The sequence below is a fragment of the Microbacterium sp. GCM10027623 genome, from assembly GCF_042666935.1.
GTDB lineage: Bacteria > Actinomycetota > Actinomycetes > Actinomycetales > Microbacteriaceae > Microbacterium.
Map to the genome: position 1 here is coordinate 432967 of NZ_JBHTHE010000001.1, position 21579 is coordinate 454545.

Here is a 21579-nt window from a genome sequence, read left to right on the forward strand (position 1 = left end):
TTTCGTGACGGCCCACATGACGGACGCGCTCAGCGTCATCATCCCCGTGTTCGATGTGGGCGAGTACCTTCCGGCGTTCTTGTCGAGCCTCGATGCCCAGGGTGAGCGACTACCAGCAGACATCGTCTTCATCGATGACGGATCGACGGATGCCAGCGCTGAACTCGTGCAGCGATGGATCGATTCGCGTCATTCGTCTGCCCGGCTGATCCGCACGGCGAATCTCGGAGTGAGCGCGGCGCGGAACACCGGTCTGGATGCGGTGACCGGAGACTGGGTCCTTTTCCTCGACCCCGATGATGTGCTCGGTCCCGGCTATTTCGCCGCACTCGATAGCTTTCTCACGTCACACGCCGACGTCGATCTGGTCGCTACTAATCTGTTGCGTCTCCATGACCCGGACCGCATCATGCGTGACAAGCACCCGTTGCGTTTTCGATTCGCCGGCGGCACGCGGGTGGCGAATCTCGAGGACGACGTCTTCGTGATGAACGCGGCGTCGGTGGTGTTCCCCGTCGAGGCAGTCCGCGCGTCCGGGTCACGGTTCCGCACGGCCCTACATGCGTCCGAGGATGCACTCTTCGTCGTGGAGTACCTGCTGAGCCTCGGCCGCGCGCCTCGCGCCGGCTTCGTCGCCGAGGCGACGTACGGCTATCGAAAGCGCGCAGCACGCACCTCCGCCGTCGACCGCTACCGGTCCGACCCGAGCACCTACATCGTGCGATTCCGCGACGGGTACGCGCCGTTGCTCCAGGCCACCGCCGAACGGGGGCCCGTTCCGAGCTGGTTGCAGTCGATCCTGCTCTACGAGATGCAGTGGCTGCTGCCCGTGCAGATGGATCCGCAGCGATACGCCGAGAATCTCAACGACGAGCAGAAGGCAGAGACCCTCGAAGCATTGAGATCTTGCTTGCAGCACGTGAGCGAGGACCGACTGCTGCGCTATGACGCGAGTGCACTGCCACTCGAATCGCGACTGCTCGCTCTGGCCCTCACCGGCCGCCCGCTCTGGGAGTGGGCGGTGGCTTACGGCACTACGCCGCGGAGGTGGCGACGCACAGTGGACGTCATCGCCTATTCCATCGACCCGGACACCGTGTTCACCGCGGACGCTCCGATGCGGAACCTTGTCACCTGGTCACCTGATATTTTCGGTCAGCTCGTTCTCGTCGCGCACCGTCTGCGTGCCGACGCCCGAGTTCGCACGATCTCAGGACACGACATCGTCTGGCCGCGACCCGGAGAGTCGTTTGTCCAGACCCAGGACAGGCATCGTCGGTGGATGGCGGGCGAGCGCGGGCCGTCGGTCCCGTCGGATGAGGGCGACGTGTATGTTCGGCGCACCCGGCCATGGGCTACCGATGCTCACGCTATCCGCAAAGAGATCCGACGTCGCAGCGTCTGGTCGAAGGACGCGATGATCGGCCGCGCGCTCAGGCCCGGCCGAGCATTTTTGGTCGAGCACTCCTCGGAGCGCGCAGACCTGTCAGCGCGGCTCTTCGCCGCACTGCAGGGTCTGGCACCCTCGGTGCAGTCGAGCCCCAAGCACGGGGCGCGCGTCCCCGGGGCCCTTCGCTTCGGATCGTTTGCGCATCGCGTAGCTCGCGCACGTGCGCGAATGCTCGTGTCCGTAGAACCGACCGCGCGGCCCTCGGCTCGCGCACGGTTGCGAGGTTTGCGGGTACTGGTAGCCGACGGTGGCATCAGCACATCCGAAGCCCTCGCCGTCCGACGATTCAATCCCGACTTGGTGCTGTCGTCTGAAGCTGAGACCATCGACCGGCTGGCCGCGGTCGGGATGCCGGCTGAGGACGTGATCGTGGCAGGGAGTGGCGCCGAACTCCTTGCGCATAGTCTGATCACGCGCGTCCACACGGATTCACGATTTTCTTCGGAAGGAAGCTCGAACATTGGAGCCTGAGTTCACGATCATCTCGCCGATGTACAACGTCTCGCGATACCTGCCGGAGTACTTCGCATCGTTGGAGAGGCAGACGTACGGGTTCGACCGCATCGAGGTGATCCTCGTCGACGACGGTTCCACGGACGACACCGCGGCAATCGCGGATGAGTTCGCCGCCCGGCATCCCAACGTCCGTGTCATCAGGAAGGAGAACGGTGGCCAAGCATCAGCGCGCAATGTCGGGATAGACCACGCCACAGGAACCTGGCTGACCTTCCCGGATCCGGACGACATGCTGGGCGATGACTACTTCCGGATCGCGCACGAAGCCGCGTTTGCATCTGAACCCCCGGCGATGATCTCCGCACGACTGCTGATGTGGTACGAAGCGGACGCACGCGTTGAAGACAACCATGCGTTGACCGGACGGTTCCGCGGGGGCGATAGCGACCGTGATCTGAATCAGCATCCATCGTGGATCCAACCGCACATTACGAGCGCATTCGTGCAACGCGACGTGGTAGCCAAGACCGGGCTGCGGTTCCCCTCAGAGTTGCGATTGCGGTTCGAGGATGGCAGCTTCACGGTCCGTTACCTGCTCCAGTTCGACCGGCCTGTGGTCGCTTTCCGCGCCGGGATGGACTACTTCTACCGCCAGCGGGCTGACAGTTCATCCACGATACAGTCGAGCGGCGCCGACCCACGTAAGTACACCGACACCATCAGACTCGGTTTTCTGCCCATCATCGATTCTCTGGCCGCGGAGGGACGGAGGCTACCCCGCTGGCTCCAGAATCTCTTCCTGTACGACCAGTTCTGGATTCTTCGGTCGTCGCAAGGAGCCTCAATACGCAAGTACACGTTTCCTGAGTCGATGTACGAGGAATTGGACGAACTACTCCCGCGACTCCTTGACTCTATAGACGCTGAGCGGATTCTTTCCTTCGACATCATGCCTGTTGCCCCTTGGATGCGAGAGGCCCTGCTCGTCGTGAAATTGCGCAGCGGTCGCGTGTCGGCCTACTGGGGCGCGCGGGACAAGAAGCGCGGTCTACGGAGCGTCCACCTGCGATACCGAGGCTCGCTACCGTCCTATGAGTTACACGTCAACGGCGCACCGGCTGAAGCGCGTTTCATCAAAGATCTGGGACTCGAGTACGTCGGAAGACCGATCATCCGGCAACTGACCCTCTGGGTGCCGGATGAATCTGACATCAACATCATGGTCGACGGTGAGCCACGTCAGATCCTCGACCTTGCTCCGGTAGTTCGTCCAGCGTTCCCTCCCCTGAAGCGAGCCACCGCGCATGGATTCGCACCGTCGCGAGTGCAGGCCGCGTTGAAGCGGCGCTTCACCCGTACTGGGTCGATGAATATAGCCCGTCAGCTCGCAATGAAGGACCCCCGAAAGGTCGCGCGCTTCGCCGACGCATGGGTGTTCATCGACCGCGATGTCGATGCGGGTGACAGCGCCGAGGACATGTATTGGTGGGTGCGAGAGAACCACCCCGAGATCAATGCTTGGTTCGTGGTGCGCAAGGGCACGCGAGATTGGGCTCGGATGGCCTCCCGCGGAGCCCGCCTAGTCGACTATGGGTCACCCGATTTCGGTGCTCTTCTGCATCACGCATCGCACCTGGCTTCCAGCCACGCTGACCGCTTCATCACGGACGCGGTCCCACGAAAGCACGTTCCGACCGACTATGTGTTCACGTTCCTGCAGCACGGAGTGATCAAGGGAGACATCTCGGGATGGCTGAACTCGAAGTCGATTCAGGTCTTCGTCACATCTACCCAAGATGAGTACGACTACGTGTCCGGTGACTCGCCCTTCAAGTTCGGCCCGAAGGAGGTTCGCCTGACCGGGCTGCCCCGTTTTGATAGCCTCCTCGAGCGAGCCGCGGCGGTTCCGGAAGCCGAACGTGACCTCGTAGTCGTGATGCCGACGTGGCGCGACTACCTGGTGGGACGCATGAAGGGCGCCTCGAACGACCGGCCGCGAATCGATGGTTTCGGCGACACCACGTATGCACGCACGTTGAGCCGACTGCTGCGAGACGAGTCATTGGCCAGCATCCTGAGTTCCGCCGGCAAGCGCCTCCTCTTCATGCCGCATCCCAATATGAAGCCGTACCTCCACGATTTCGACGTCCCAGATCACGTGCAAGTACGTTCCTATGACGAAGCCGACGTACGCGACGTGATCGTTCACGCGTCGACTCTTGTAACGGACTATTCATCTATCGCCTTCAACGCCGCATATCTGCGAGTGCCAGTGGTGTACTTCCAATTCGACAAGGAGGAATACCTGCAGCATCACACGGAGCGGCCAGCGTACTTCGATTACGCGCGCGACGGCTTCGGACCCGTCACGGAGACGGTGGACTCGACCGTGAAGGGCATTTCTGACAGCTTCTCGCCGCGACTCGGCCGCGAGTATCTGATGCGGATGGAGACGACTTTCCCTGTTCGTGACGGACGCAACCGCGAGCGAGTGTTCCTTGCCATGCTGGAAGCAGCCAGGAAACGCCCTATAGATGAACGTGTCCGACGCGCCGCTAAGGATCACTGGTGACAACGGCAGTCGCCACGATCCGAAAGCGATCGGTGGCAATCGACGGAGTGCGAGCACTCGGTGTCGTGGCGGTGGTTGCGGGACACACGTGGCCCAACGACGCGTGGGTCTCCAACTGGTTCTTCTCCTGGCACGTACCGGTATTCTTCGTCATCAGCGGCTACCTGTGGACTCCTGATCGTGCCATCGGGGCCGAACTCCGGAAGCGTGCCAGAACGCTCGCTGTTCCCTATGCGGCCTGGTTCATTGTCGTGGCCGCGATCTGGTTGTCAGTGCGAGCCGCGATGGGCCTATCCGTGTCCTCCGAGCCATGGAGCGACCTCCTGATCGGTGGCGCTCACATCTCCCGTCCCTGGTCGGCCTTCTGGTTTATCAGTGCGTTGTTCGTCGCCAGCATCGGAATGCGATTCCTTGATCGTCACTCGGCGATCTTGCCCTGGTTCGTCGGATCCGCGGCACTCGCGTGGTGCTACGCAGAACCAAGCTCTGCCCGATCGCTACCGCTCGCCGCCGTCCAAGGCGCGGTCGGGATCCTCTTCATGTGCGTTGGTCGCTTTCTTAGGGCTCAGGAGGCGCACATAGCGAGTCCCCTTGTCGTCGGTCTCATCTTCATCTCGGTCCCTCTGGTGCTGACCGTTGCCGACATCCTGCCCTCGCTCAATCTGAAAGCGGCAGACCTAGGCGAACCTATTGTGACAATGGCCGCGGCCAGCGCCATCTCATGCGGATTAATCCTTGTGGCGAGGTCAACCGAGCCTCATTGGCCTCGAGCACTGCGCACCGTGTCAACAGAACTCGCTCGACTTGGCCTCCCCATCATCCTGGGCCATGCGTTGGTTCTGGGGCTCCTCGCCCTTTGTCAGGTTGAACCGTCGGTATGGTCGTTCCTTATGGCACTGATCTTGCCTGCCGCAGCGGGTTGGCTCCTCTCCCGCACGCGCGTGGGTACAGTATTTCTCTGAGAGGGCCGCCCGCTACACGGTTCGCGTCGAGCACGCCAACGCACCGCAGCCGGCCTGACGAAGGGCCCGCGCGGTCACGGCCGGATTACTACTTCCCGCTCGGTTCGTACTCGCCGAGTGTGCCGTCCTTGATGGCCTGGCTGATCTGTGCGAGGCCATCCCAGTCGGGCTTGACGATCGACTGACCCTTGATGGTTCCCGTACCGAGCGTCGGCGAGGTGAAGAAGCGCACGTCGTTCGCGCGGATGTCTTTCAGCGCCACCGCGAAGCCGGTGATGTAACCGGCATCGAGTCCGGCATCCGTGGTCAGAAACGGTGACACCTCGCTCACCAGCGCGCTGAGTCGCCCGGGGTTGGTCAGAGTCTCCGCGCTCAGCACCTTGGAGATCAGACCCTTCACTAGCAGCTGCTGGTTGGCTGCCCGCTGGTAGTCGCCCTTCGCGAACGCCTTGCGCTCGCGGACGAAGGCCAGCGCGTCATCACCCTCCAGGGTGATCGTGCCGGCCTCGAACCGCTGCCCGGAGACGGTCTTGAAGGCCTTGGGGTTGTCAACGGTCACTCCACCCACCGCAGAGGTCAGACCCTTGAAGCTCTCGAAGTCGATGATCGCGACGTGGTCGATGCGCGTGTCGAGAATGCTCTCGACCGTCTGTACCATCAGCGGGATGCCGCCCAACGCCGTCGCGGCGTTGATCTTCCGCTCCCCGTGACCCGGGATCGGCACCCAGTTGTCGCGCATGATCGACATGACCTGCACCGTCCCGTGATCCGCGGGCACATGCGCGACCATGATGGTGTCGGCACGCCCGAGATCTCCGCTGCCGGCGCCGCTGCGGCTGTCCGACCCCAGCAGGAGGAACGTCTGCGCTCCCTCGACGGCGGCCGGACGGTCGACGTCATCGGGGAACGCCTCGTCGAGCACGGTCTTCTCGTTGAACGAGTTCCACAGCGTCCAGGCGTAGACCCCGCCGGCCGCGAGGCCGCCGAGAACGATGGCGAGCACGATGAAGAACGCGACCTTCACCTTGTCCGGCCGCCTCTTGGGCCGCGTTGCAGCGTCGGCATGGCGAAGTCCGGCGTCATCAGTCCTCATACCAGTATCCTGCCGGGTCTAGTGAAGGCGTACCTGACGAAAGGCTGATCTCGCGCGAACCGCGCGACTCGGCGGCTTGAGGCGTGGGACCGCAACGTAACTAGCCAACAAGACCCCGCTTTCAGTTCATACATGATGAAACGTTGACGGACGGTTGGTCATGGTAATCTGGCGGCGATATTCCACTACGACCGCGACATTCGGGCCGTGTTCTCGCAAAGGCTGCCTTTGACCCTCGTCCTCTCGCGCGGTCCGTCAGCGCACACAGCTGCCCGTTCTCCCAGAATCGTCGAGATCGAGGGGTTGCGTGGCATCGCACTGACACTCGTGGTGTTGTTCCACCTGTTCGGCAACGGCCGCATTTCGGGCGGTGTGGACGTGTTTCTCGTCATCTCTGCCTTTCTGCTGTCGCGCTCGATGTTCCGAAAGGCATCGCGGCCGGAAGGCGCCCGGCTGGCAGAGCATTTCAGCGGCGTAGGAGCACGTCTCGTACCGTCCGCGGCGGTCGTATTGGCCGCGGTCGGCGCCGCAACGCTGTTATTTCTGCCGCCTGTTGTGCAACGTCAGAACCTGCAGGAGATCCTTGCTTCAGCCCTCTACTTCGAGAACTGGGAACTGATTCGTTCGCAACTTTCCTATGGTGCGGCGGGCCCGAATGCTAGCCCACTGCAGCACTTCTGGTCCTTGTCGATGCAAGGACAGTTCTTCCTCGTTTGGCCGTTCCTCGTCGTCGCTCTCGTATGGATAGCACGAAGAATCGGGGCGTCCGCCTATCCGGTTGTGCTCTGCGTAACCATGGTGCTCACAGGCGTATCTGCCATTTTCTCCTGGTACTTGACCTCCACCGATCAGGAGGTCGCATATTTCCACACGTTCGCCCGCTTCTGGGAGCTCGGCCTAGGGGCGATCCTAGGACTGACACTTAATCGAATCACGCTGGGTGCCCGGGTGAGGATGATCCTCATCTCGACCGGCATCGTGCTTGTCTCGTCATGTGGCTTCTTCATCGACGGTGGCCGCCTCTTCCCTGGCCCCTGGACGCTATGGCCGGTAGCAGGAACGCTGCTCGTGATATTGGGATCCGGCACGGGGCCGACATCTCCCGCTGCTCGGCTGCTGGGTAATGCGGTGCTCGCGTTCTTCGCGCGCATCTCGTACGCGTTGTATCTCTGGCACTGGCCACTTCTCGTCTTCTATCTCCAGCTACGAGATCGGAGCCGCCTGGGGTTAGTAGGCGCGTGCTTCATCTTCGTGATCTCGGTGGTGCTGGCTTGGCTGACAACAGTCCTGGTAGAGGATCCGGTGGCTCGCCTTCGCTTGAACGCCTCTGTTCCCAAGCTGTTTTTCGTTTCACTTGCGGCGACGCTCACGATCACGGTGGGGGCGACGGTGGCCGTCGCCGATGCCGAGGCCGCGCGGGCCAAACAATTGGCGATGCTCGCTAGTCCTTCCACTGAACACGTCGGAGCCGGCGCCCTGACAGAAGGTCTCCAGCCAAATGCGGCGGCGCCAATTCTCCCGGATCCGTCCATCGCTTTCGAGGATCTACCGGCGATCTACGGCAAGGGCTGCATCCAGAACTATCGCAGCGATCCCGGGATGGATGAGGTCCTTGTTTGTGAAAGCGAGATCAATCATCCGAAGAAGACCATCGTGATGTCTGGAGGCTCTCACGTTCAACAGTGGTACCCGGCGGTCGCCGCGATCGCCGACCAGGAGAATTGGGCAGTTGTTGTCATCGATAAGGATGGGTGTCGGCTGGCTGTTCCCGACGCGAGTATGAAGCAATCGGAGTCATGTGAGTCCTGGAACGAGCAGGCCCTTCCGAAGCTGATCGATCTGAAACCCGACGCCATATTCACAGTCGGGACCGAGACGGCATCGCCCGAGGCTTCTCGCGAGTACACCCCCGGGGGCCAAGTGGGTGCGTGGCGGATACTTGACGCTGCGGGAATACCCGTAATCACTGTGCGGGACACCCCCCGCTTCCCGTTCCGTGTCCCCGAGTGCGCTGAGAGTGCGCCAACCGAAGAGCTCTCGGATTGCGGCCTAGCACGAGATGATACTTATGCTGACACCTCACCCTTCTACGCAGCAGATCCCCCACCGGGAGTGGCTCACATCGACCTGTCTGACGCATTCTGTACACCAGCACGCTGTGACGCCGTTGTAGGGAACGTCTTCGTGTACCGCGACGACGACCACATGACAGCAACTTATGCCCGCACCCTTGCGCCCGCACTACGTAAGGAACTTCAAGCAGCCACCCCTTGGCTGTTCTAGCGGCACAGTTCAGATAGACCCCAGCAGAGCATCGCTGCGATCGCGCAGACCGAGCGCTCAGGCGCTCCAGTTGTCGGCGAGTTTGGTGAGCAGGCGGGCGAGCTCCGCGCTCTCCTCGTCCGTGAAGGCGGTGAGCGCCCGGGCGAGCGCCTCGCGCCGCTCCCCGCGCACTCCGCGGAACAGACGCGCGCCTTCGGGCGTCAGCGCGATCCGTGTGCGTCGAGCATCGTCGGGATCGGCCTCCCGCCGAACCCAGCCGCGGTCGACGCCCTGCTGCACGAGACGAGACGCACGCGGCTGATCCACACCGATGGCCTCCGCCAGTCCACTGACGCTGAGCGGGTCGGATGCCGCAGACAGTGCCTCGATCATGCGGATGAGTGCCGGCGCCCCGTGGCGCAGGCCACCGTCGGCGCCCCACGGCCCGCGACGCCCGGGGGGACGCATCCCATGCGGCCCGTGTTCGTGCGGTCCGTGTTCATGCGGATGCTGGTGCGGACGCCGGCCGCGCAGCCTCGACAGCGCAGCCGCGATGATGTCTGCGGCGTCCAAGGGCTCTGCGGTCATACCCCGATTTTACATGTGGTTTGACATGCACCATACTCGCATGTCACACTACATGCATATGCACTATGACATGTAAAGGATCACCATGAACACCGATGACGACAACACCGACAAGAATCACCGCCCCTTCGGCTATTGGATCACGGCGGTCGACCGCCTGCTGCGCGCCGAGTTCGCCACCGTCTTCGAGGACGAGGGCATCGCCCGTCGCGACTGGCGGATGCTGAACCGCATCGACGACACCTTTCCCGGGTCGGCGCGAACCGACCGTCCGCTCGGCGAGCACAAGCTGCACCGCCTCCTCGAGCTCGGCTGGGTCGAGCACAGAAACGAGGGCTGGGCTCTGACTGAGCCCGGCACGCTGGCGAAACAGCGTCTCGGCGTCGCCGTGGACGAGATCCGCGCACGCGTGGCCGGTGCCGTCTCTCCCGAGGAGTACGCGACCATGACGGCATCGCTCGAGAAGATCGCGCGGGAATTCGGCTGGGCCGAGGGTCGCCGTCTCCCTCGCAGCCGGCGTCGTCACGGCGGTCGGCACCCCGGCGGTCACCGCAGACACGGCAGACACCTCGGTAACCGCGAGGGTTTCGATCACCATGAGGGCTTCCGCACCGGCGATCGCTTCGGCCACGGCGCGGACTGCGCGCACGGCGAGGGCTTCGGTCCCGGCGACCGCTCCCCGCGCGGCGAAGGCTTCGGCCGGCACCGCTTCTCGCGTCGAGGCGCCCCGGCGCACATCCACTTCCATCATCATCACGGCTGAGCATCAGCAGCCGACACGGCCCGACGGCATCAGCCGCCGGGCCGTTTCGGAATAGCGGGACGCGACGGAAGGTTCTGCTGAGACATGAGCCTCGTCGCGCCCATCCCGCAGAGCGACGCACTGGAGCGCCTGCTCGGAGACGTCGCGATCGGCATCCGCTCGCAGCACCGCATCCGCCCCGTCGCCGATCAGGCGACGGTGCTCGGCGCCGACGGGCTGTCGATCCTCTACGTCCTCGACGGCGAGGTGCAGCTCCCGTCAGGCGCGAACATGCCCGATCGCCTCGATGCCGGCGATGCGCTGCTCGTCGCCGGTCACCGTCCACTGACCATCCGGGTGCCGACGGGCGCGAGCGCGCTGGTGTCGCACCTGGACTGGACCGACAGCGCGGCCCACCTCTCCGACCTGCTGCCCGACACCGCCTGGCTGCGCCGCTTCGACGAGCTCGAGCCCGCGGCAGCCGCCCTCGCACAGCACATCGGGGGTGACGAGCCGGGACGCACGAGCAGTGGCGATCTCGTGATCTGCCGAATGATGGCCACGATGCTGCTGCAGTCGGTGATCCGCGCCTGGGCGAAGCTCGGGTGCGCCCCGCAGGGGTGGCCCTCCGCCACCGACGATCCTTTCCTCGAGCGGGTCATCGAGGCCGTGCGCCGCGACCCCGGCCGGGATTGGACCGTCGAGAGCATGGCCGCGCTGAGCGCCCTGTCGCGCTCGGTGTTCGCCGAGCGGTTCCGTGCCGCATACGGTCGCTCTCCCGCACAGCACGTCGCCGAGGTCCGGATGCGCGCTGCCCGCGCCCTGCTCATCGAAGGCCGCGCCGTCAGCGACGTGTCCCGAGAGCTGGGCTACGGCTCCGACGAGGGCTTCAGTCGCGCCTTCCGCCGTCACACCGGCATGACACCGTCGGCCTGGCGCAGTCGGGGTTCCCTGGCATCCGTCTGACGCCCGGACGCGGCCTGCCGGGCGCGGCCATGAGATGGAACCGGCGGGTTCCCGGCCCCTCCCACCGACGTTCTGCATCCGTGCGTCAGCCTTGCGGATGGAAAGGGCGGGTTCCAGAGCCCTCCCACCGACGTTCTCCATCCGCGCGCGACGACGGGGATCGAGAACGCCCCTCCCCCGCCGGCCCGCGTCAGCGCCCGCGGCGGTCCGACAGGCCGAACAGGACGGCACCCACAGCGAGCGTGCCCGCCCCCGCCGTGTAGGCCAGTTCGATGCCGAGCCCGTCGACGAGCATCCCGCCGACTCCTGCCGCCAGCATGATCGCCGCCTGGAATCCGACGACGACCAGGCTGCCGCCGGCCTCCAGGCGGTCGGGCATCCGGTGGCCGACCCAGGTGTTGACGATCAGCAGCCACGAGGCGAAGAAGAAGCCCCACACGAACGCGACGGCTCCCACCGTCCACAGCGAGCCCGCGCCCAGGATGACGGCCATCAGCGCGACGGCGATCACCAGCGGCGTGATCACCGCCAGCAGCCGGTACGTGCGGTCGATGGCGGCGCCGATCACGATGTTGCCGATGAAGCCGCCGATGCCGAACACCGCCAGCAGCACGACGACCGTTCCCTCATCGATGAGAGCGTCCGCCACCTGCACGCGCTCGAGAGCCAGACGGATGTACGTGTACGCGAGTGCGTGACCGAAGATGACCAGGATGTGCCCGATGAAGCCCAGGCCGATGCCGGGCCGCCGCAGCGTCTCGACCAGGACGCCGATGCGCGCGACGTTCTCGGCCGGCACCGACGGCAGCAGCAGGAACAGTGCCACCGCGAGCAGGGCCGTCACCGCGGCGGCGATGCCGAACACCCCCCGCCAGTCGAGCAGCTGGCTGAGCATCACCCCAGCCGGGACCCCCGCGACGGTCGCGAGCGAGGTGCCCGCCGAGGTGAACATCACCGCGCGGCCCAGCCGCTCCGGTCCGGCGATGCGCGCGGCCACCGTGATCGACATGGTCCAGAAGCCCGACAGGGCGGCGCCGAGCAGCACGCGCGCCAGCAGCATGAGCACCAGACTCGGCGCGATCGCCACCACGAGGTTCGACACCGCGGCGAGCACCGCCATCCACACCAGCAGTGTCCGTCGATCCAGTCGAGGCAGTGCGAGTCCGACCGTCGGCGCGACGACGAGACCGGCGAGCGCGGTCACCGTGACGAGCTGGCCGGCCTGACCGGGGGTGACGCCCAGCTGCGCGGAGATCTCGGTGAGCACGCCGTTGGGCAGGAACTCGGCGCTGACGAGAAGGAAGCTCATCGCCATCATCGTCAGCAGCGCCGCATAGGGCATGCGGCGGGGTGACGCGGTCGAGGTCGGCACAGGTGCGGTTGCGGTCATGGTTCCAGACTGGTCGGAAGACGGATGCCGCACCCGACCCAACGTCCGCGGCATCCGACCGTTCGTCCGGCGCTAGACGGGCAGCGGGTGCGCGCCGACGAATCCTGCGATGGACGCGGCATCCGCGGACGGCGCGAACCCGCCGTTGAGCAGCACCACGATCAGCACGATGGCGCCCACCAGCAGAGCGAGCAGGACGCCGAAGATCACCATCGTCAGACCTCGATAGCTCCCCGATGACGCACCCGACTCCGGCGGCACGACATCCTCGGGGGCGAGCGAAGGTTCCGGCACCACGGGCGTGGCAGCCGCCTGCGCTGCGGCCAGGCGAGCACGAGCTCGTGCCCGAGGGCGGATGCTGGCGGGAGCGTCGCTCTCCGAAGTCCACGTCGAACGCGAGTCCCCGTGTCTCGCCGAGGTGTCCCCCGGAGCGGGAGGGATGACCGGTTCCGCCAGCAGGGAGGGCGGGATCACCGCGTCGGGGATCTCCGGCGCGGGAATGGTGAGGTCCGGTTCGGCCAGCTCGGGGATCGCCGGAAGATCGGCGAGTCCGGGAAGCTGCGGCACCACGGCATCCCGGTTCACAGCATCCGGGCTCACGGCATCCGGGACGCCGTCCGGGGTAGCAGCATCCGGGCCCACGGCATCCGGGACGCCGTCCGGGGTAGCAGCATCCGGGCCCACGGCATCCGGAACGCCGTCCGGCGTCACCTCATCCGGGTTCCCGGGCTCCGGGTTCGAGTCGGCCATGTCATCCTCCGATGGATCCTGCGTCGGTCGTGCCCACGTCGGTGCGGTGGAAATTCTGGAAGGCGCGGGATGCCGTGGGTCCCCGCTGTCCCTGGTATCGGTTGCCGTAGGGGCCGGTGCCGTAGGCGTTCTCGGTCGGCGAGGTCAGGCGGAAGAAGCAGAACTGCCCGATCTTCATGCCCGGCCACAGCTTGATGGGCAGGGTGGCGACGTTCGCGAGCTCGAGGGTGACGTGCCCGCTGAAACCGGGGTCGACGAACCCCGCGGTCGAATGCGTGATCAGGCCCAGCCGACCCAGCGACGACTTGCCCTCCAGCCGTGCAGCGACGTCGTCGGGCAGGGTCACCTGTTCGAAGGTCGACCCGAGGGCGAACTCGCCAGGGTGCAGGATGAACGGCTCGTCGGGCGCCACCTCGATCAGCCGGGTGAGCTCGGGCTGCTCCACGGACGGGTCGATGAAGGGGTACTTGTGGTTGTCGAACAGCCGGAAGTACCGGTCCAGGCGCACGTCGACGCTGGACGGCTGGACCATCTCGCCGTCGAACGGGCTGAGTCCGATCCGGCCCGATGCGATTTCTGCCTTGATGTCGCGGTCGCTGAGAAGCACGTCTTCAGCGTAACGGTGCTGTTGCCCGCCCGCAGAGCTGTAGCCGAAGCATGGCCGTCGTGTTGCCCGGCGGTGGATCGTCCGTTACCCGGGGCTGAATAGCTTCTTATCAACGGGGCATTCCCCGACCAGACCTCATCCCGAGAAGGAACCATGAACGAGAACACCGCCGCCCAGACCCCCACCCGCTCGCGCAAGCGCCTCATCGTGCCGCTCGCCGGCCTGCTGGTCGCCGCCGCCATCACCGTCGGCTCGGGCGCGGACTTCGTCGCCAACTCCGTCAACGCCGCAAACGCCTTCAGCACCGGCACACTCACGCAGAGCAACTCCAAGTCAGGCAGCGCGATCTTCACCGCTGCGAACCTCAAGCCGGGCGACACGCTGAACGGCACGGTGACCATCACGAACTCCGGCAGCCTGCCCGCGGACTTCACCCTCACCGAGGAGGCGCTGAACGGCTTCGCCACCAAGTCGAACCTCACACTCGTGATCACCCGCACAGGGCAGGCCACCACCCCCGTCTGGTCGGGTACCTTCGGCGACCTGACCGCCGCCGGCCCACTCAGCCTCGGCACCTTCGCCGCCGGGGAGGCCCGCGAGTACGCGTTCAGCACCACGCTCTCGCAGTCGGCGACCAACGTCGAGCAGGGCAAGAGCGCCACGGCGAAGTACACCTGGAACTCCACGCAGACCGCTGCGGACACGATCGCCCAGTAAGGCCCGAGCGCAGACGAGGACGAACATGAGCGCCACCCGCACCAGCCGGCGAATCGGCACCGGCCTCCTCACGATCGCATCGATCGTGGGAGTGCTCATCGTCGCGCTCATGCTCGTCCCTGCGCTTCTCGGCTACGACCGCTACGTCATCACGGGCGGATCGATGTCGGGCACGTTCGAGCGCGGATCCCTCGTCTTCGAACGCGAAGTCCCGGTGACCGACTTGAAGGCGGGTGACGTCATCACCTATCTGCCTCCCGCCGATTCCGGCGTCACCGAGCTGGTCACGCACCGCATCCTGTCGGTCACCGAGGATGCCTCCGCGCCGAGCGGGCTCGTCTTTCAGACCAAGGGGGATGCGAACGCCGCGGCCGACCCGTGGACGTTCACCCTCGCCGCGGCTACTCAGCCGCGCGTGGAGGGATGGGTCCCGACGCTCGGCTGGATCTTCATCGGCCTGTCGATGCCCATCGTGCGGATGCCGGCGATCGGCATCCCGGCGGCGCTGATCGCGCTGATGTATCTGCGCGACCTCGTCCGAGCCCTGCGTCCCGCGCAAGCGCCTGCTGCCCGGGTCGCCACCGGCTCACCGGTCGCCGTCTCGACCACCACCATCACCCTCTGACCACCGGCACGTGCATCGGGCCGGCTGCCGCAGCTTCTGCGAGGGGCAGGACCTGCGGCCGGGCCACAGTTCCTGCGAGGGGCAGGAACTGTGGCCCTGTTGATGTGCTGCTGTAATCCGGCTGTAGCCCGCCTCCTCGTAGCGTCATGAGTACACCCCCCGAAGAGAGGAATAGCGATGATCAGCACGGCACTGCGCAGCACGGCGCTGGTCGTTCTGGCGTGCATCCTCATCGCGGTCCCCGTCCTCGGCGGAGCGCGCTTCTCCTCCGCCATGTACACGGCCCAGTCCTCGAACGCCCCGAGCTCGGCATCCGCCGCCGTGGACTGGACGCCTCCGACGGTCGACGTGGTCGATCCGGGCACGGGTCTGAAGGACTCCGTGACGATCACGGCGAACGCGGCCGACGGCGAGACCGGCGTCGCGAACGTCGTGCTCCAGGTGCAGACACCCGGCGCGTCGACGTGGACGACGCTGTGCACCAGCACCAGCGCCCCCTACCGCTGCACGTGGAACACCGCGGCCATCGCCGACGGCCCCTACGACCTGCGCGCCATCGCGACCGACCGCGCAGGCTACGCCACGACCTCCGCGAAGGTGCGCACCACGGTGAGCAACGCCTTCGGTGTGACCCTCGGCGATCCGGGCGAGATCCTGCGTGGCAGCGTCGCACTCACGGCGACCCTCCTGAACGCCAGCCCGCTGGGCCTGTACAGCGTCCGCTTCGAGTACGCGGTGGCCGGCAGCGACAACTGGAAGAGCGTGCCGCTCTGCCTGAACATTCTCGCCCCCTTCTCCTGCTCCTGGCTCACGACCGGCGTCGCCGACGGATCGTACGATCTGCGCGTCGCGGCGACCCGGCTGCTCACGACGACTTACTCTCCTGTGCTCACCGACGTCCTCGTCGACAACACCGCCCCGGCCGTGACCATGCTCGACCCGAGCACGCCGCTCAGCGGAACGGTGACCCTGGCGGCCACGGCGTCCGACGGCGGTTCCGGCATCTCCGCCGTGGCGATCCAGTACGCGCCCAACGGCACGTCGACCTGGACGACGATCTGCACGCCCACTCAGGCGCCGTACTCCTGCCGCTTCAACACCATGGTCGCCCCCCGCGGGGCGTACTCGTTCCGTGCGGTCGCGACAGACTTCGCCGGCAACGTCACCACCTCGGCGATCGTGGCCAACCGGATGATCGACAACACGATCTCCTCCATATCACTCGAGGATCCCGGCGCCCACCTCGCCGGGACCACCTCGCTTTCGGTGAACGCGAACTCCACCGCGGGAGTGACCTCGGTGACGGTCCAGTACGCACCGGCGGGCACCACGGGCTGGGCGCCGATCTGCGTGCTGACAGGCACTCCCTACACCTGCGCCTGGAACACCCAGGCCGTCGCCGACGGACTCTACGACCTGCGAGCGCTGCTCATCGACGGCACAGGCAAGCAGACCGTCTCGACCGTCTTGGGCGGACGCCGCGTCGACAACACGCCGGTGCGCGGGCTCGACGTGCAGACGGCGAACACCACCGGCATCGCCGGTCGGCTCGACACCGGGGACCGCATCACCTTCACCTACAGCAAGGCGATGTCGCCCGCCAGCATCCTGCCCGGGTGGAATGGCGCCGCCACCGCCGCCACGCTGCGGCTGCGCGACGGCGCTCTGCTGGGCACCGGCAGCGCCGGCGACACACTCGACCTGCTGGTGGGCAGCACGGCGGTGCCCCTCGGATCGGTGAACCTGCGCGGCGATTACATCAAGTCCGGCAAGACGTCGACCGCCACCGTGACGATGGTCGCGACGACGGCGATGGTCAACGGCACAGCCGTGACGGTGGTCACCGTCACGGTCGGAGCGCCGACCAACAGCGGCACCCTGCGCACGGTGACGGCGACCGGCACCATGGTCTGGTCGCCGTCCGGATCGGCCACCGACCTCTCGGGCGCCCCATGCTCGACCGCCCCCGTCTCCGAATCGGGTGCACTGGACAGGGAGTTCTGATGACACGGCCCGATATATCGAATGAGTCGGACGTTGATAGCCTCGACCACGTGGGACGACGAATCCTGGTCGTGGAGGACGACGACGGCATCGCGGTGCCGCTGCTGCGCACCCTCGACCGCGAGGGGTACGTCGTGGAACGAGTCGCGGAGGGCGCGGCCGCGCTCGATCGCGCCGGTGAAGACATCGATCTCGTCGTCCTCGATCTCGGCCTGCCCGACATGGACGGCCTGGACGTGTGCCGCCGCCTGCGCGAGCAGGACTTCGCCGGGGGCATCATCATCCTCACCGCCCGTGACGGCGAGCTGGACCGCGTGGTCGGGCTCGACGTCGGCGCAGACGACTACATCGCCAAACCGTTCGCCCTGGCCGAGCTGCTCGCCCGGCTCCGGGCGCTGCTGCGCCGAAGCGCGAGTGCGGCCCCGGCCTCGCCGGTCGAGGACCCGTCCGCGTCCTCCCCGACGTCGACGGCAGAGCGTGCCCTCGTGGTCGACGTGGACGCGCGGCGTGCGCTCGTCGGTGGGCGTGAGCTGCCCCTGAGCACCAAGGAGTTCGACCTGCTCGCCCAGCTGGATCTGCGCCGCGGCGCGGTCGTCACCCGGGAGCGGTTGATGGACGAGGTCTGGGACGAGAACTGGTTCGGCTCCACCAAGACATTGGATGTCACGATCGCCCGACTGCGCCAGAAGCTCGAGGAATCCGGTACGGAGGTGCGGATCACCACGCTGCGGGGCGTGGGATTCCGACTCGACGAGACGACCCCGGATGCGTGAGCGACTGATCCTCGCCTTCGTCGCCCTCGCCGTGACCATCATCGCGCTGTATGGCATCCCGCGGGCGTTCATGGTGGCGGAGATGGTGCAGACCTCGCAGACCCAGCAGGCCGACCGGCTCGCGGATCTGCTCGCCGCCGTCGTCGCCGAACGGGGGCAATCGGGACCGGTCACCGAGGAGTACCTCGAGCCGCTGCTCGGCCACGGCGAGAGCGCGACCTACGTCACCGCCGACGGGCAGGAGCTGTCCATCGGCGTGCCCGACGAGGACGGGGTGAGCGCCACCGCGCAGGTCGCCGGCGGGGGCAGCGTCACCATCACCAAGTCCGGCACGGCGCTCTCAGAGCGCATCGCCACGGCGATCATGCCGGTGATCCTCATCGGCGCCGCCCTGCTGGTGGCTTCGGTGATCGCCGCGATCCTGCTGGCGCGCGCCCTGTCCCGGCCGTTCGTGCGCCTGGTCGAGATCGCCCGTGAGCTGGGGCGCGGCAGCCTGCGACCGGAGCGCGACCGGATGAGGATCCCGGAGGCCCGCGCCATCGACGAGGCGCTGCGCGAGAGCGCGGACACCCTCGAGCGCCGCATCCGTCGTGAGCACGAGTTCGCGGCCAATGCATCACACCAGCTGCGCACGCCGATCACGGCGCTGCGTCTGGAGCTGGAGGACCTGTCGCTCTGGCCCGAGACGCCGCCGAAGGTCGGGGAGCAGCTCGGACACGCGCTGACCGAGATCGACCGGCTGGCTGATGCCATCACCCAACTGCTGCAGCTGGCTCGCGGGGAGGCGCCCGGCGGCGGAGCATCCGAACCGCTCGATGCCGCGATCCACTCCGCCGCCGAGCGCTGGGGCGCCCAGGCCGCGTCGGCGGGCAGGGCCATCCGGGTGGAGAACGTCGACGCGGATCTGGGGTCGGCGGCGACGGCGGCCTCCCAGATCATGGACGTGCTGATCCACAACGCGCTCACTCACGGGCAGGGCACCGTGACCATCAGCGGCGCACGGCGCCGGGACTACGTCACCGTGCACGTCTCCGACGAGGGACCCCGCCCGCAGGGGAATGCGGTGTTCCAGCGCCGCCCCCGCGCGGCCGGTGACTCGGTGTCCGGCGCCACGGGAGCGGGAACGGTCTCGGCGTCCGGGGCCGACTCGGGATCGGGATCGGGATCGGGCGGAGGGTCGGGAACGGGCGAGGGCATCGGGCTGGCGCTGTCGGCCGAGCTGGCCGAATCCCTCGGCGGGCACCTGCTGCTCGAGGGTGACGAGACCACCACGTTCTCGCTGATCCTGCCCGCGCGGGACTGATCGGCAGGGCCGAGACCCGCTTTCCCGCACGTTTCCCTTCCGGTCCCGTACCTCCCGCCCCTTCCCCGCCTCTTCCCCGCCTCTTCCCCGCGTGTTCCCCGCCGCGGCATGTCCCACAAATGGCGGGTCCCCGGCATCCGCACCCTCCACTTCTGCACCTGGGTACGGGCCGTGTTCCAGTAGTGGCGGGTCCGGACCGGCTGCACCCGCCATTTGTGAGACACGGCCCGGGGAGGAGACACGGTGCGGGGAGGAGGCACGGCCCGGGGAGGAGACACGGCCCGGGGAGGGGACACACCCCCCGGGAAGGACCCGGCTCAGTCCGCGTCGGCGAGCCCCCACTGGTACGCGAGGATCACGAGGTGCACACGGTCGCGCGCGCCGAGCTTGGCGAGCACGCGTCCCACGTGCGTCTTCACCGTCGACTCGCTGAGGAAGAAGCTTCCCGCGATCTCGCTGTTGCTCAGGCCTCGCGCGATCGCCCGGAACACATCGCGCTCGCGGTCCGTCAGCTCGGCGAGAGGATCGGATGCCGGCGATGCGGACTGCGGCGGGTCCGTTGCCGGCTGCGCCGCGAGATGGTCGAGCAGGGCACGCGTGGCTCGCGGCGCGAGCGCCCCGTCGCCGCGGTGCACCGCGCGCACGGCGGCGACCAGTTCGTAGCGCTGTGCGTCCTTCAGCAGGAATCCGCTCGCCCCGGCCCGGATCGCACCGAACGCGTACTCGTCCAGGTCGAACGTCGTCAGCACCAGCACCCGGACGTGCGGATGCTGACGCACGATCCGCTCAGTGGCGGCGATGCCGTCGATGCCCGGCATCCGCACGTCCATGAGCACCACGTCGGGGGCCAGCGCCGCCGTCTGCGCGATCGCATCGGCACCGTCTCCGGCCTCGCCGACGATCTCGATGTCCGTCTCGGCCTCGAGCACCAGCCGGAACCCGATGCGGATGAGTGACTGGTTATCGACCAGCAGCACGCGGATGGGGGCGTCGGTCATCGGTCGCTCTCCTGGGTCTCTGCATCCGTTGCCGGGATGGAGTCGGCGTCGGCATGCGCGGAAGTGCCGGTCGGATCCGGCAGCTCGGCGCGCAGCATCCACCACCCCTCCCCCGTCGGGGCCGAGACGACGACACCCCCGAGCAGCGCAGCGCGCTCGGCGAGGCCGCGCAGACCGAAGCCGGCGTCGGACACCGACCCCGATGCGCCGTCGTTCACGATCTCGATGACGACCGGCTCCGCATCGTGATCGATGCGCACGTCGATCGTGCTGGCCGTGGGCGCGTGCCGGATGGCATTGGTGACGCCCTCCTGCACGATGCGTCCGATCGCGAAGCGTAGTGCCGGGGCGGCATCCGCCTCGCCACGCGTGGAGAGGGAGACGGGGAAGCCGGCGCGCTGAGCCGTCGCGACCGTGTCTGCGGGACTCACCGCATCCAGTGGAGCGAGCGGAGCATCCGCATCGCCGTCTCGCAGCACGCCCAGCATGGACCGCATCTCGGCGAGCGCGTCACGGGCGGTCTGAGCGGCGGCCATCGACGCATCGCGCGCCCGGTCCCGATCCGAGGTCGCCGCGGCACCCTCCGAGAGGGCCACGACGACCGTCAGGGAGTGCGAGACGATGTCGTGCATCTCCCGTGCGATGCGGTCGCGCTCGGCGGCGGCCGCGAGCTGGGCCTGCTGATCGCGCTCGACCAGCAACTGCCTGGAGCGGTCGATGACGGCCTCGATGTAGCGTTTCCGGTTGCCGATGTTGATGCCGATCAGCGCACCGATGAGCCCCGGGATGCCGACGGAGAGCAGCGAGTTGATCGCTGCCTGCAGGCTCAGCCCTCCGAAGCCCCACCAGGCGAAGGCCAGGCCTCCGGTGATCGCCGCGCCCACCCCGAAACCGATCCAGGTGGACCGGGTGGAGCGGTGGACGGCGAGCGTGTACACGGCGACCGCGAAGGGGGGTCCGCCCGACGAGCGCGTGAAGATCAGCAGCAACACGTCGACGAGCACGGCGGCGGCCAGCACAGCGACGGGCCAGCGCCGACGCCAGACCATCAGCACGGCGGTGGCGACCAGCGCGACGCCGATGACGACCGCGCCCCATGGCGGGACCGGGCCCGCGTCGGTGCCGGGTGAGGCACTCGCGCCCGCGGACAGCAGCAGGCAGATCAGGGCGATCAGGATGTCGGCGAAGCGCGGATGCCGTGCCCAGAACTGCCGGATGATGCCGGGTGGACGCGGCAGCCGCAGCTCGTCGTCGGGGAGGACGACAGAGCTGCGGCTGCGCGATCTGGACACGCTGATGACTCTACGGCGTGGGTCGCTGA

The 21579-nt window shown here is 66.9% G+C and carries 18 protein-coding genes; 11 read left to right on the forward strand and 7 right to left on the reverse strand.

From position 1 onward, the window contains the following. Positions 1–16 precede the first annotated feature (16 nt). From ACFQY2_RS01925 to ACFQY2_RS01935, 3 genes are read left to right on the forward strand one after another with little or no spacing between them, the layout of a single operon-like run. Positions 17–1921, forward strand: coding sequence for a glycosyltransferase family 2 protein (locus ACFQY2_RS01925; protein WP_378743922.1), 1905 nt, complete (start codon positions 17–19; stop codon positions 1919–1921). Next, a complete protein-coding gene (locus ACFQY2_RS01930) occupies positions 1911–4478 on the forward strand; it encodes a CDP-glycerol glycerophosphotransferase family protein (protein WP_378743923.1) in 2568 nt (855 codons plus the stop codon). Before ACFQY2_RS01925 ends, ACFQY2_RS01930 begins: the two co-directional genes overlap by 11 nt. Then, a complete protein-coding gene (locus ACFQY2_RS01935) occupies positions 4475–5440 on the forward strand; it encodes an acyltransferase family protein (protein ID WP_378743924.1) in 966 nt (321 codons plus the stop codon). Before ACFQY2_RS01930 ends, ACFQY2_RS01935 begins: the two co-directional genes overlap by 4 nt. 88 nt (positions 5441–5528) lie before the next feature. Here the strand turns inward: ACFQY2_RS01935 and ACFQY2_RS01940 are convergent, their stop codons facing one another. Continuing rightward, on the reverse strand, positions 5529–6533 hold the full coding sequence (locus tag ACFQY2_RS01940) for an LCP family protein (RefSeq protein WP_378743925.1): 1005 nt from the start codon (positions 6531–6533) through the stop codon (positions 5529–5531). Between the two features lie 228 nt (positions 6534–6761). Between ACFQY2_RS01940 and ACFQY2_RS01945 the strand changes: the two genes are divergently transcribed. Beyond that, entirely contained in the window at positions 6762–8816 is a 2055-nt protein-coding gene (locus ACFQY2_RS01945; RefSeq protein ID WP_378743926.1) for an acyltransferase family protein, read from the forward strand. A 57-nt stretch (positions 8817–8873) separates the two neighbouring features. Here ACFQY2_RS01945 and ACFQY2_RS01950 read toward each other — a convergent pair whose 3' ends face one another. After that, positions 8874–9383 (reverse strand): MarR family winged helix-turn-helix transcriptional regulator, encoded by a 510-nt coding sequence (locus tag ACFQY2_RS01950; RefSeq protein WP_378743927.1) that lies wholly within the window; start codon positions 9381–9383, stop codon positions 8874–8876. An 85-nt stretch (positions 9384–9468) separates the two neighbouring features. On the opposite strand from ACFQY2_RS01950, the gene ACFQY2_RS01955 reads away from it, so the two are divergent. Beyond that, complete coding sequence (locus ACFQY2_RS01955; RefSeq protein ID WP_378743928.1) at positions 9469–10146, forward strand: hypothetical protein; 678 nt, start codon at positions 9469–9471, stop codon at positions 10144–10146. A gap of 84 nt (positions 10147–10230) precedes the next feature. Beyond that, complete coding sequence (locus ACFQY2_RS01960; RefSeq protein WP_378743929.1) at positions 10231–11091, forward strand: helix-turn-helix domain-containing protein; 861 nt, start codon at positions 10231–10233, stop codon at positions 11089–11091. A gap of 190 nt (positions 11092–11281) precedes the next feature. Here ACFQY2_RS01960 and ACFQY2_RS01965 read toward each other — a convergent pair whose 3' ends face one another. The 3 genes from ACFQY2_RS01965 to dcd all read right to left on the reverse strand — a co-directional run bounded on the left by ACFQY2_RS01965 (position 11282) and on the right by dcd (position 13838). Continuing rightward, on the reverse strand, positions 11282–12481 hold the full coding sequence (locus ACFQY2_RS01965) for an MFS transporter (RefSeq protein ID WP_378743930.1): 1200 nt from the start codon (positions 12479–12481) through the stop codon (positions 11282–11284). A 72-nt stretch (positions 12482–12553) separates the two neighbouring features. After that, positions 12554–13231, reverse strand: a complete 678-nt coding sequence (locus tag ACFQY2_RS01970; RefSeq protein WP_378743931.1) for a hypothetical protein — start codon at positions 13229–13231, stop codon at positions 12554–12556. Position 13232: 1 nt separating this feature from the next. Then, positions 13233–13838 carry a dCTP deaminase gene (dcd, locus tag ACFQY2_RS01975; protein WP_378743932.1) on the reverse strand — a complete coding sequence of 202 codons (606 nt, stop codon included), beginning with the start codon at positions 13836–13838 and terminating at the stop codon, positions 13233–13235. Positions 13839–13991: 153 nt separating this feature from the next. On the opposite strand from dcd, the gene ACFQY2_RS01980 reads away from it, so the two are divergent. The 5 genes from ACFQY2_RS01980 (at position 13992) to ACFQY2_RS02000 (ending at position 19260) form a co-directional block, all read left to right on the forward strand. Beyond that, positions 13992–14555 carry a TasA family protein gene (locus ACFQY2_RS01980; protein ID WP_378743933.1) on the forward strand — a complete coding sequence of 188 codons (564 nt, stop codon included), beginning with the start codon at positions 13992–13994 and terminating at the stop codon, positions 14553–14555. Positions 14556–14580: 25 nt separating this feature from the next. Further along, on the forward strand, positions 14581–15180 hold the full coding sequence (locus tag ACFQY2_RS01985) for a signal peptidase I (RefSeq protein ID WP_378743934.1): 600 nt from the start codon (positions 14581–14583) through the stop codon (positions 15178–15180). A gap of 177 nt (positions 15181–15357) precedes the next feature. Continuing rightward, positions 15358–17184: an Ig-like domain-containing protein gene (locus ACFQY2_RS01990; RefSeq protein ID WP_378743935.1), complete on the forward strand. Its 1827-nt coding sequence runs from the start codon at positions 15358–15360 to the stop codon at positions 17182–17184. 50 nt (positions 17185–17234) lie between these two features. Further along, a complete protein-coding gene (locus ACFQY2_RS01995; RefSeq protein ID WP_378743936.1) occupies positions 17235–17957 on the forward strand; it encodes a response regulator transcription factor in 723 nt (240 codons plus the stop codon). Beyond that, positions 17950–19260, forward strand: coding sequence for a histidine kinase dimerization/phospho-acceptor domain-containing protein (locus ACFQY2_RS02000; RefSeq protein WP_378743937.1), 1311 nt, complete (start codon positions 17950–17952; stop codon positions 19258–19260). Before ACFQY2_RS01995 ends, ACFQY2_RS02000 begins: the two co-directional genes overlap by 8 nt. Before the next feature lie 317 nt (positions 19261–19577). Here ACFQY2_RS02000 and ACFQY2_RS02005 read toward each other — a convergent pair whose 3' ends face one another. Continuing rightward, positions 19578–20258 carry a response regulator gene (locus tag ACFQY2_RS02005; RefSeq protein WP_378743938.1) on the reverse strand — a complete coding sequence of 227 codons (681 nt, stop codon included), beginning with the start codon at positions 20256–20258 and terminating at the stop codon, positions 19578–19580. Beyond that, the gene (locus ACFQY2_RS02010) at positions 20255–21550 is read right to left on the reverse strand and encodes a sensor histidine kinase (protein ID WP_378743939.1); all 1296 of its coding nucleotides are present in this window, start codon (positions 21548–21550) and stop codon (positions 20255–20257) included. The genes ACFQY2_RS02005 and ACFQY2_RS02010 overlap by 4 nt, the downstream gene beginning before the upstream one ends. Positions 21551–21579 lie beyond the last annotated feature (29 nt).

Excerpts from the sequence above, each read along its gene's own strand:
- ACFQY2_RS01925 (WP_378743922.1), top strand. The coding sequence starts at position 17 with ATGACGGACGCGCTCAGCGTCATCATCCCCGTGTTCGATGTGGGCGAG.
- ACFQY2_RS01940 (WP_378743925.1), bottom strand. The coding sequence starts at position 6,533 with ATGAGGACTGATGACGCCGGACTTCGCCATGCCGACGCTGCAACGCGG.
- ACFQY2_RS01950 (WP_378743927.1), bottom strand. The coding sequence starts at position 9,383 with ATGACCGCAGAGCCCTTGGACGCCGCAGACATCATCGCGGCTGCGCTG.
- ACFQY2_RS01955 (WP_378743928.1), top strand. The coding sequence starts at position 9,469 with ATGAACACCGATGACGACAACACCGACAAGAATCACCGCCCCTTCGGC.
- ACFQY2_RS01960 (WP_378743929.1), top strand. The coding sequence starts at position 10,231 with ATGAGCCTCGTCGCGCCCATCCCGCAGAGCGACGCACTGGAGCGCCTG.
- ACFQY2_RS01965 (WP_378743930.1), bottom strand. The coding sequence starts at position 12,481 with ATGACCGCAACCGCACCTGTGCCGACCTCGACCGCGTCACCCCGCCGC.
- ACFQY2_RS01970 (WP_378743931.1), bottom strand. The coding sequence starts at position 13,231 with ATGGCCGACTCGAACCCGGAGCCCGGGAACCCGGATGAGGTGACGCCG.
- ACFQY2_RS01980 (WP_378743933.1), top strand. The coding sequence starts at position 13,992 with ATGAACGAGAACACCGCCGCCCAGACCCCCACCCGCTCGCGCAAGCGC.
- ACFQY2_RS01985 (WP_378743934.1), top strand. The coding sequence starts at position 14,581 with ATGAGCGCCACCCGCACCAGCCGGCGAATCGGCACCGGCCTCCTCACG.
- ACFQY2_RS01990 (WP_378743935.1), top strand. The coding sequence starts at position 15,358 with ATGATCAGCACGGCACTGCGCAGCACGGCGCTGGTCGTTCTGGCGTGC.
- ACFQY2_RS02000 (WP_378743937.1), top strand. The coding sequence starts at position 17,950 with ATGCGTGAGCGACTGATCCTCGCCTTCGTCGCCCTCGCCGTGACCATC.
- ACFQY2_RS02005 (WP_378743938.1), bottom strand. The coding sequence starts at position 20,258 with ATGACCGACGCCCCCATCCGCGTGCTGCTGGTCGATAACCAGTCACTC.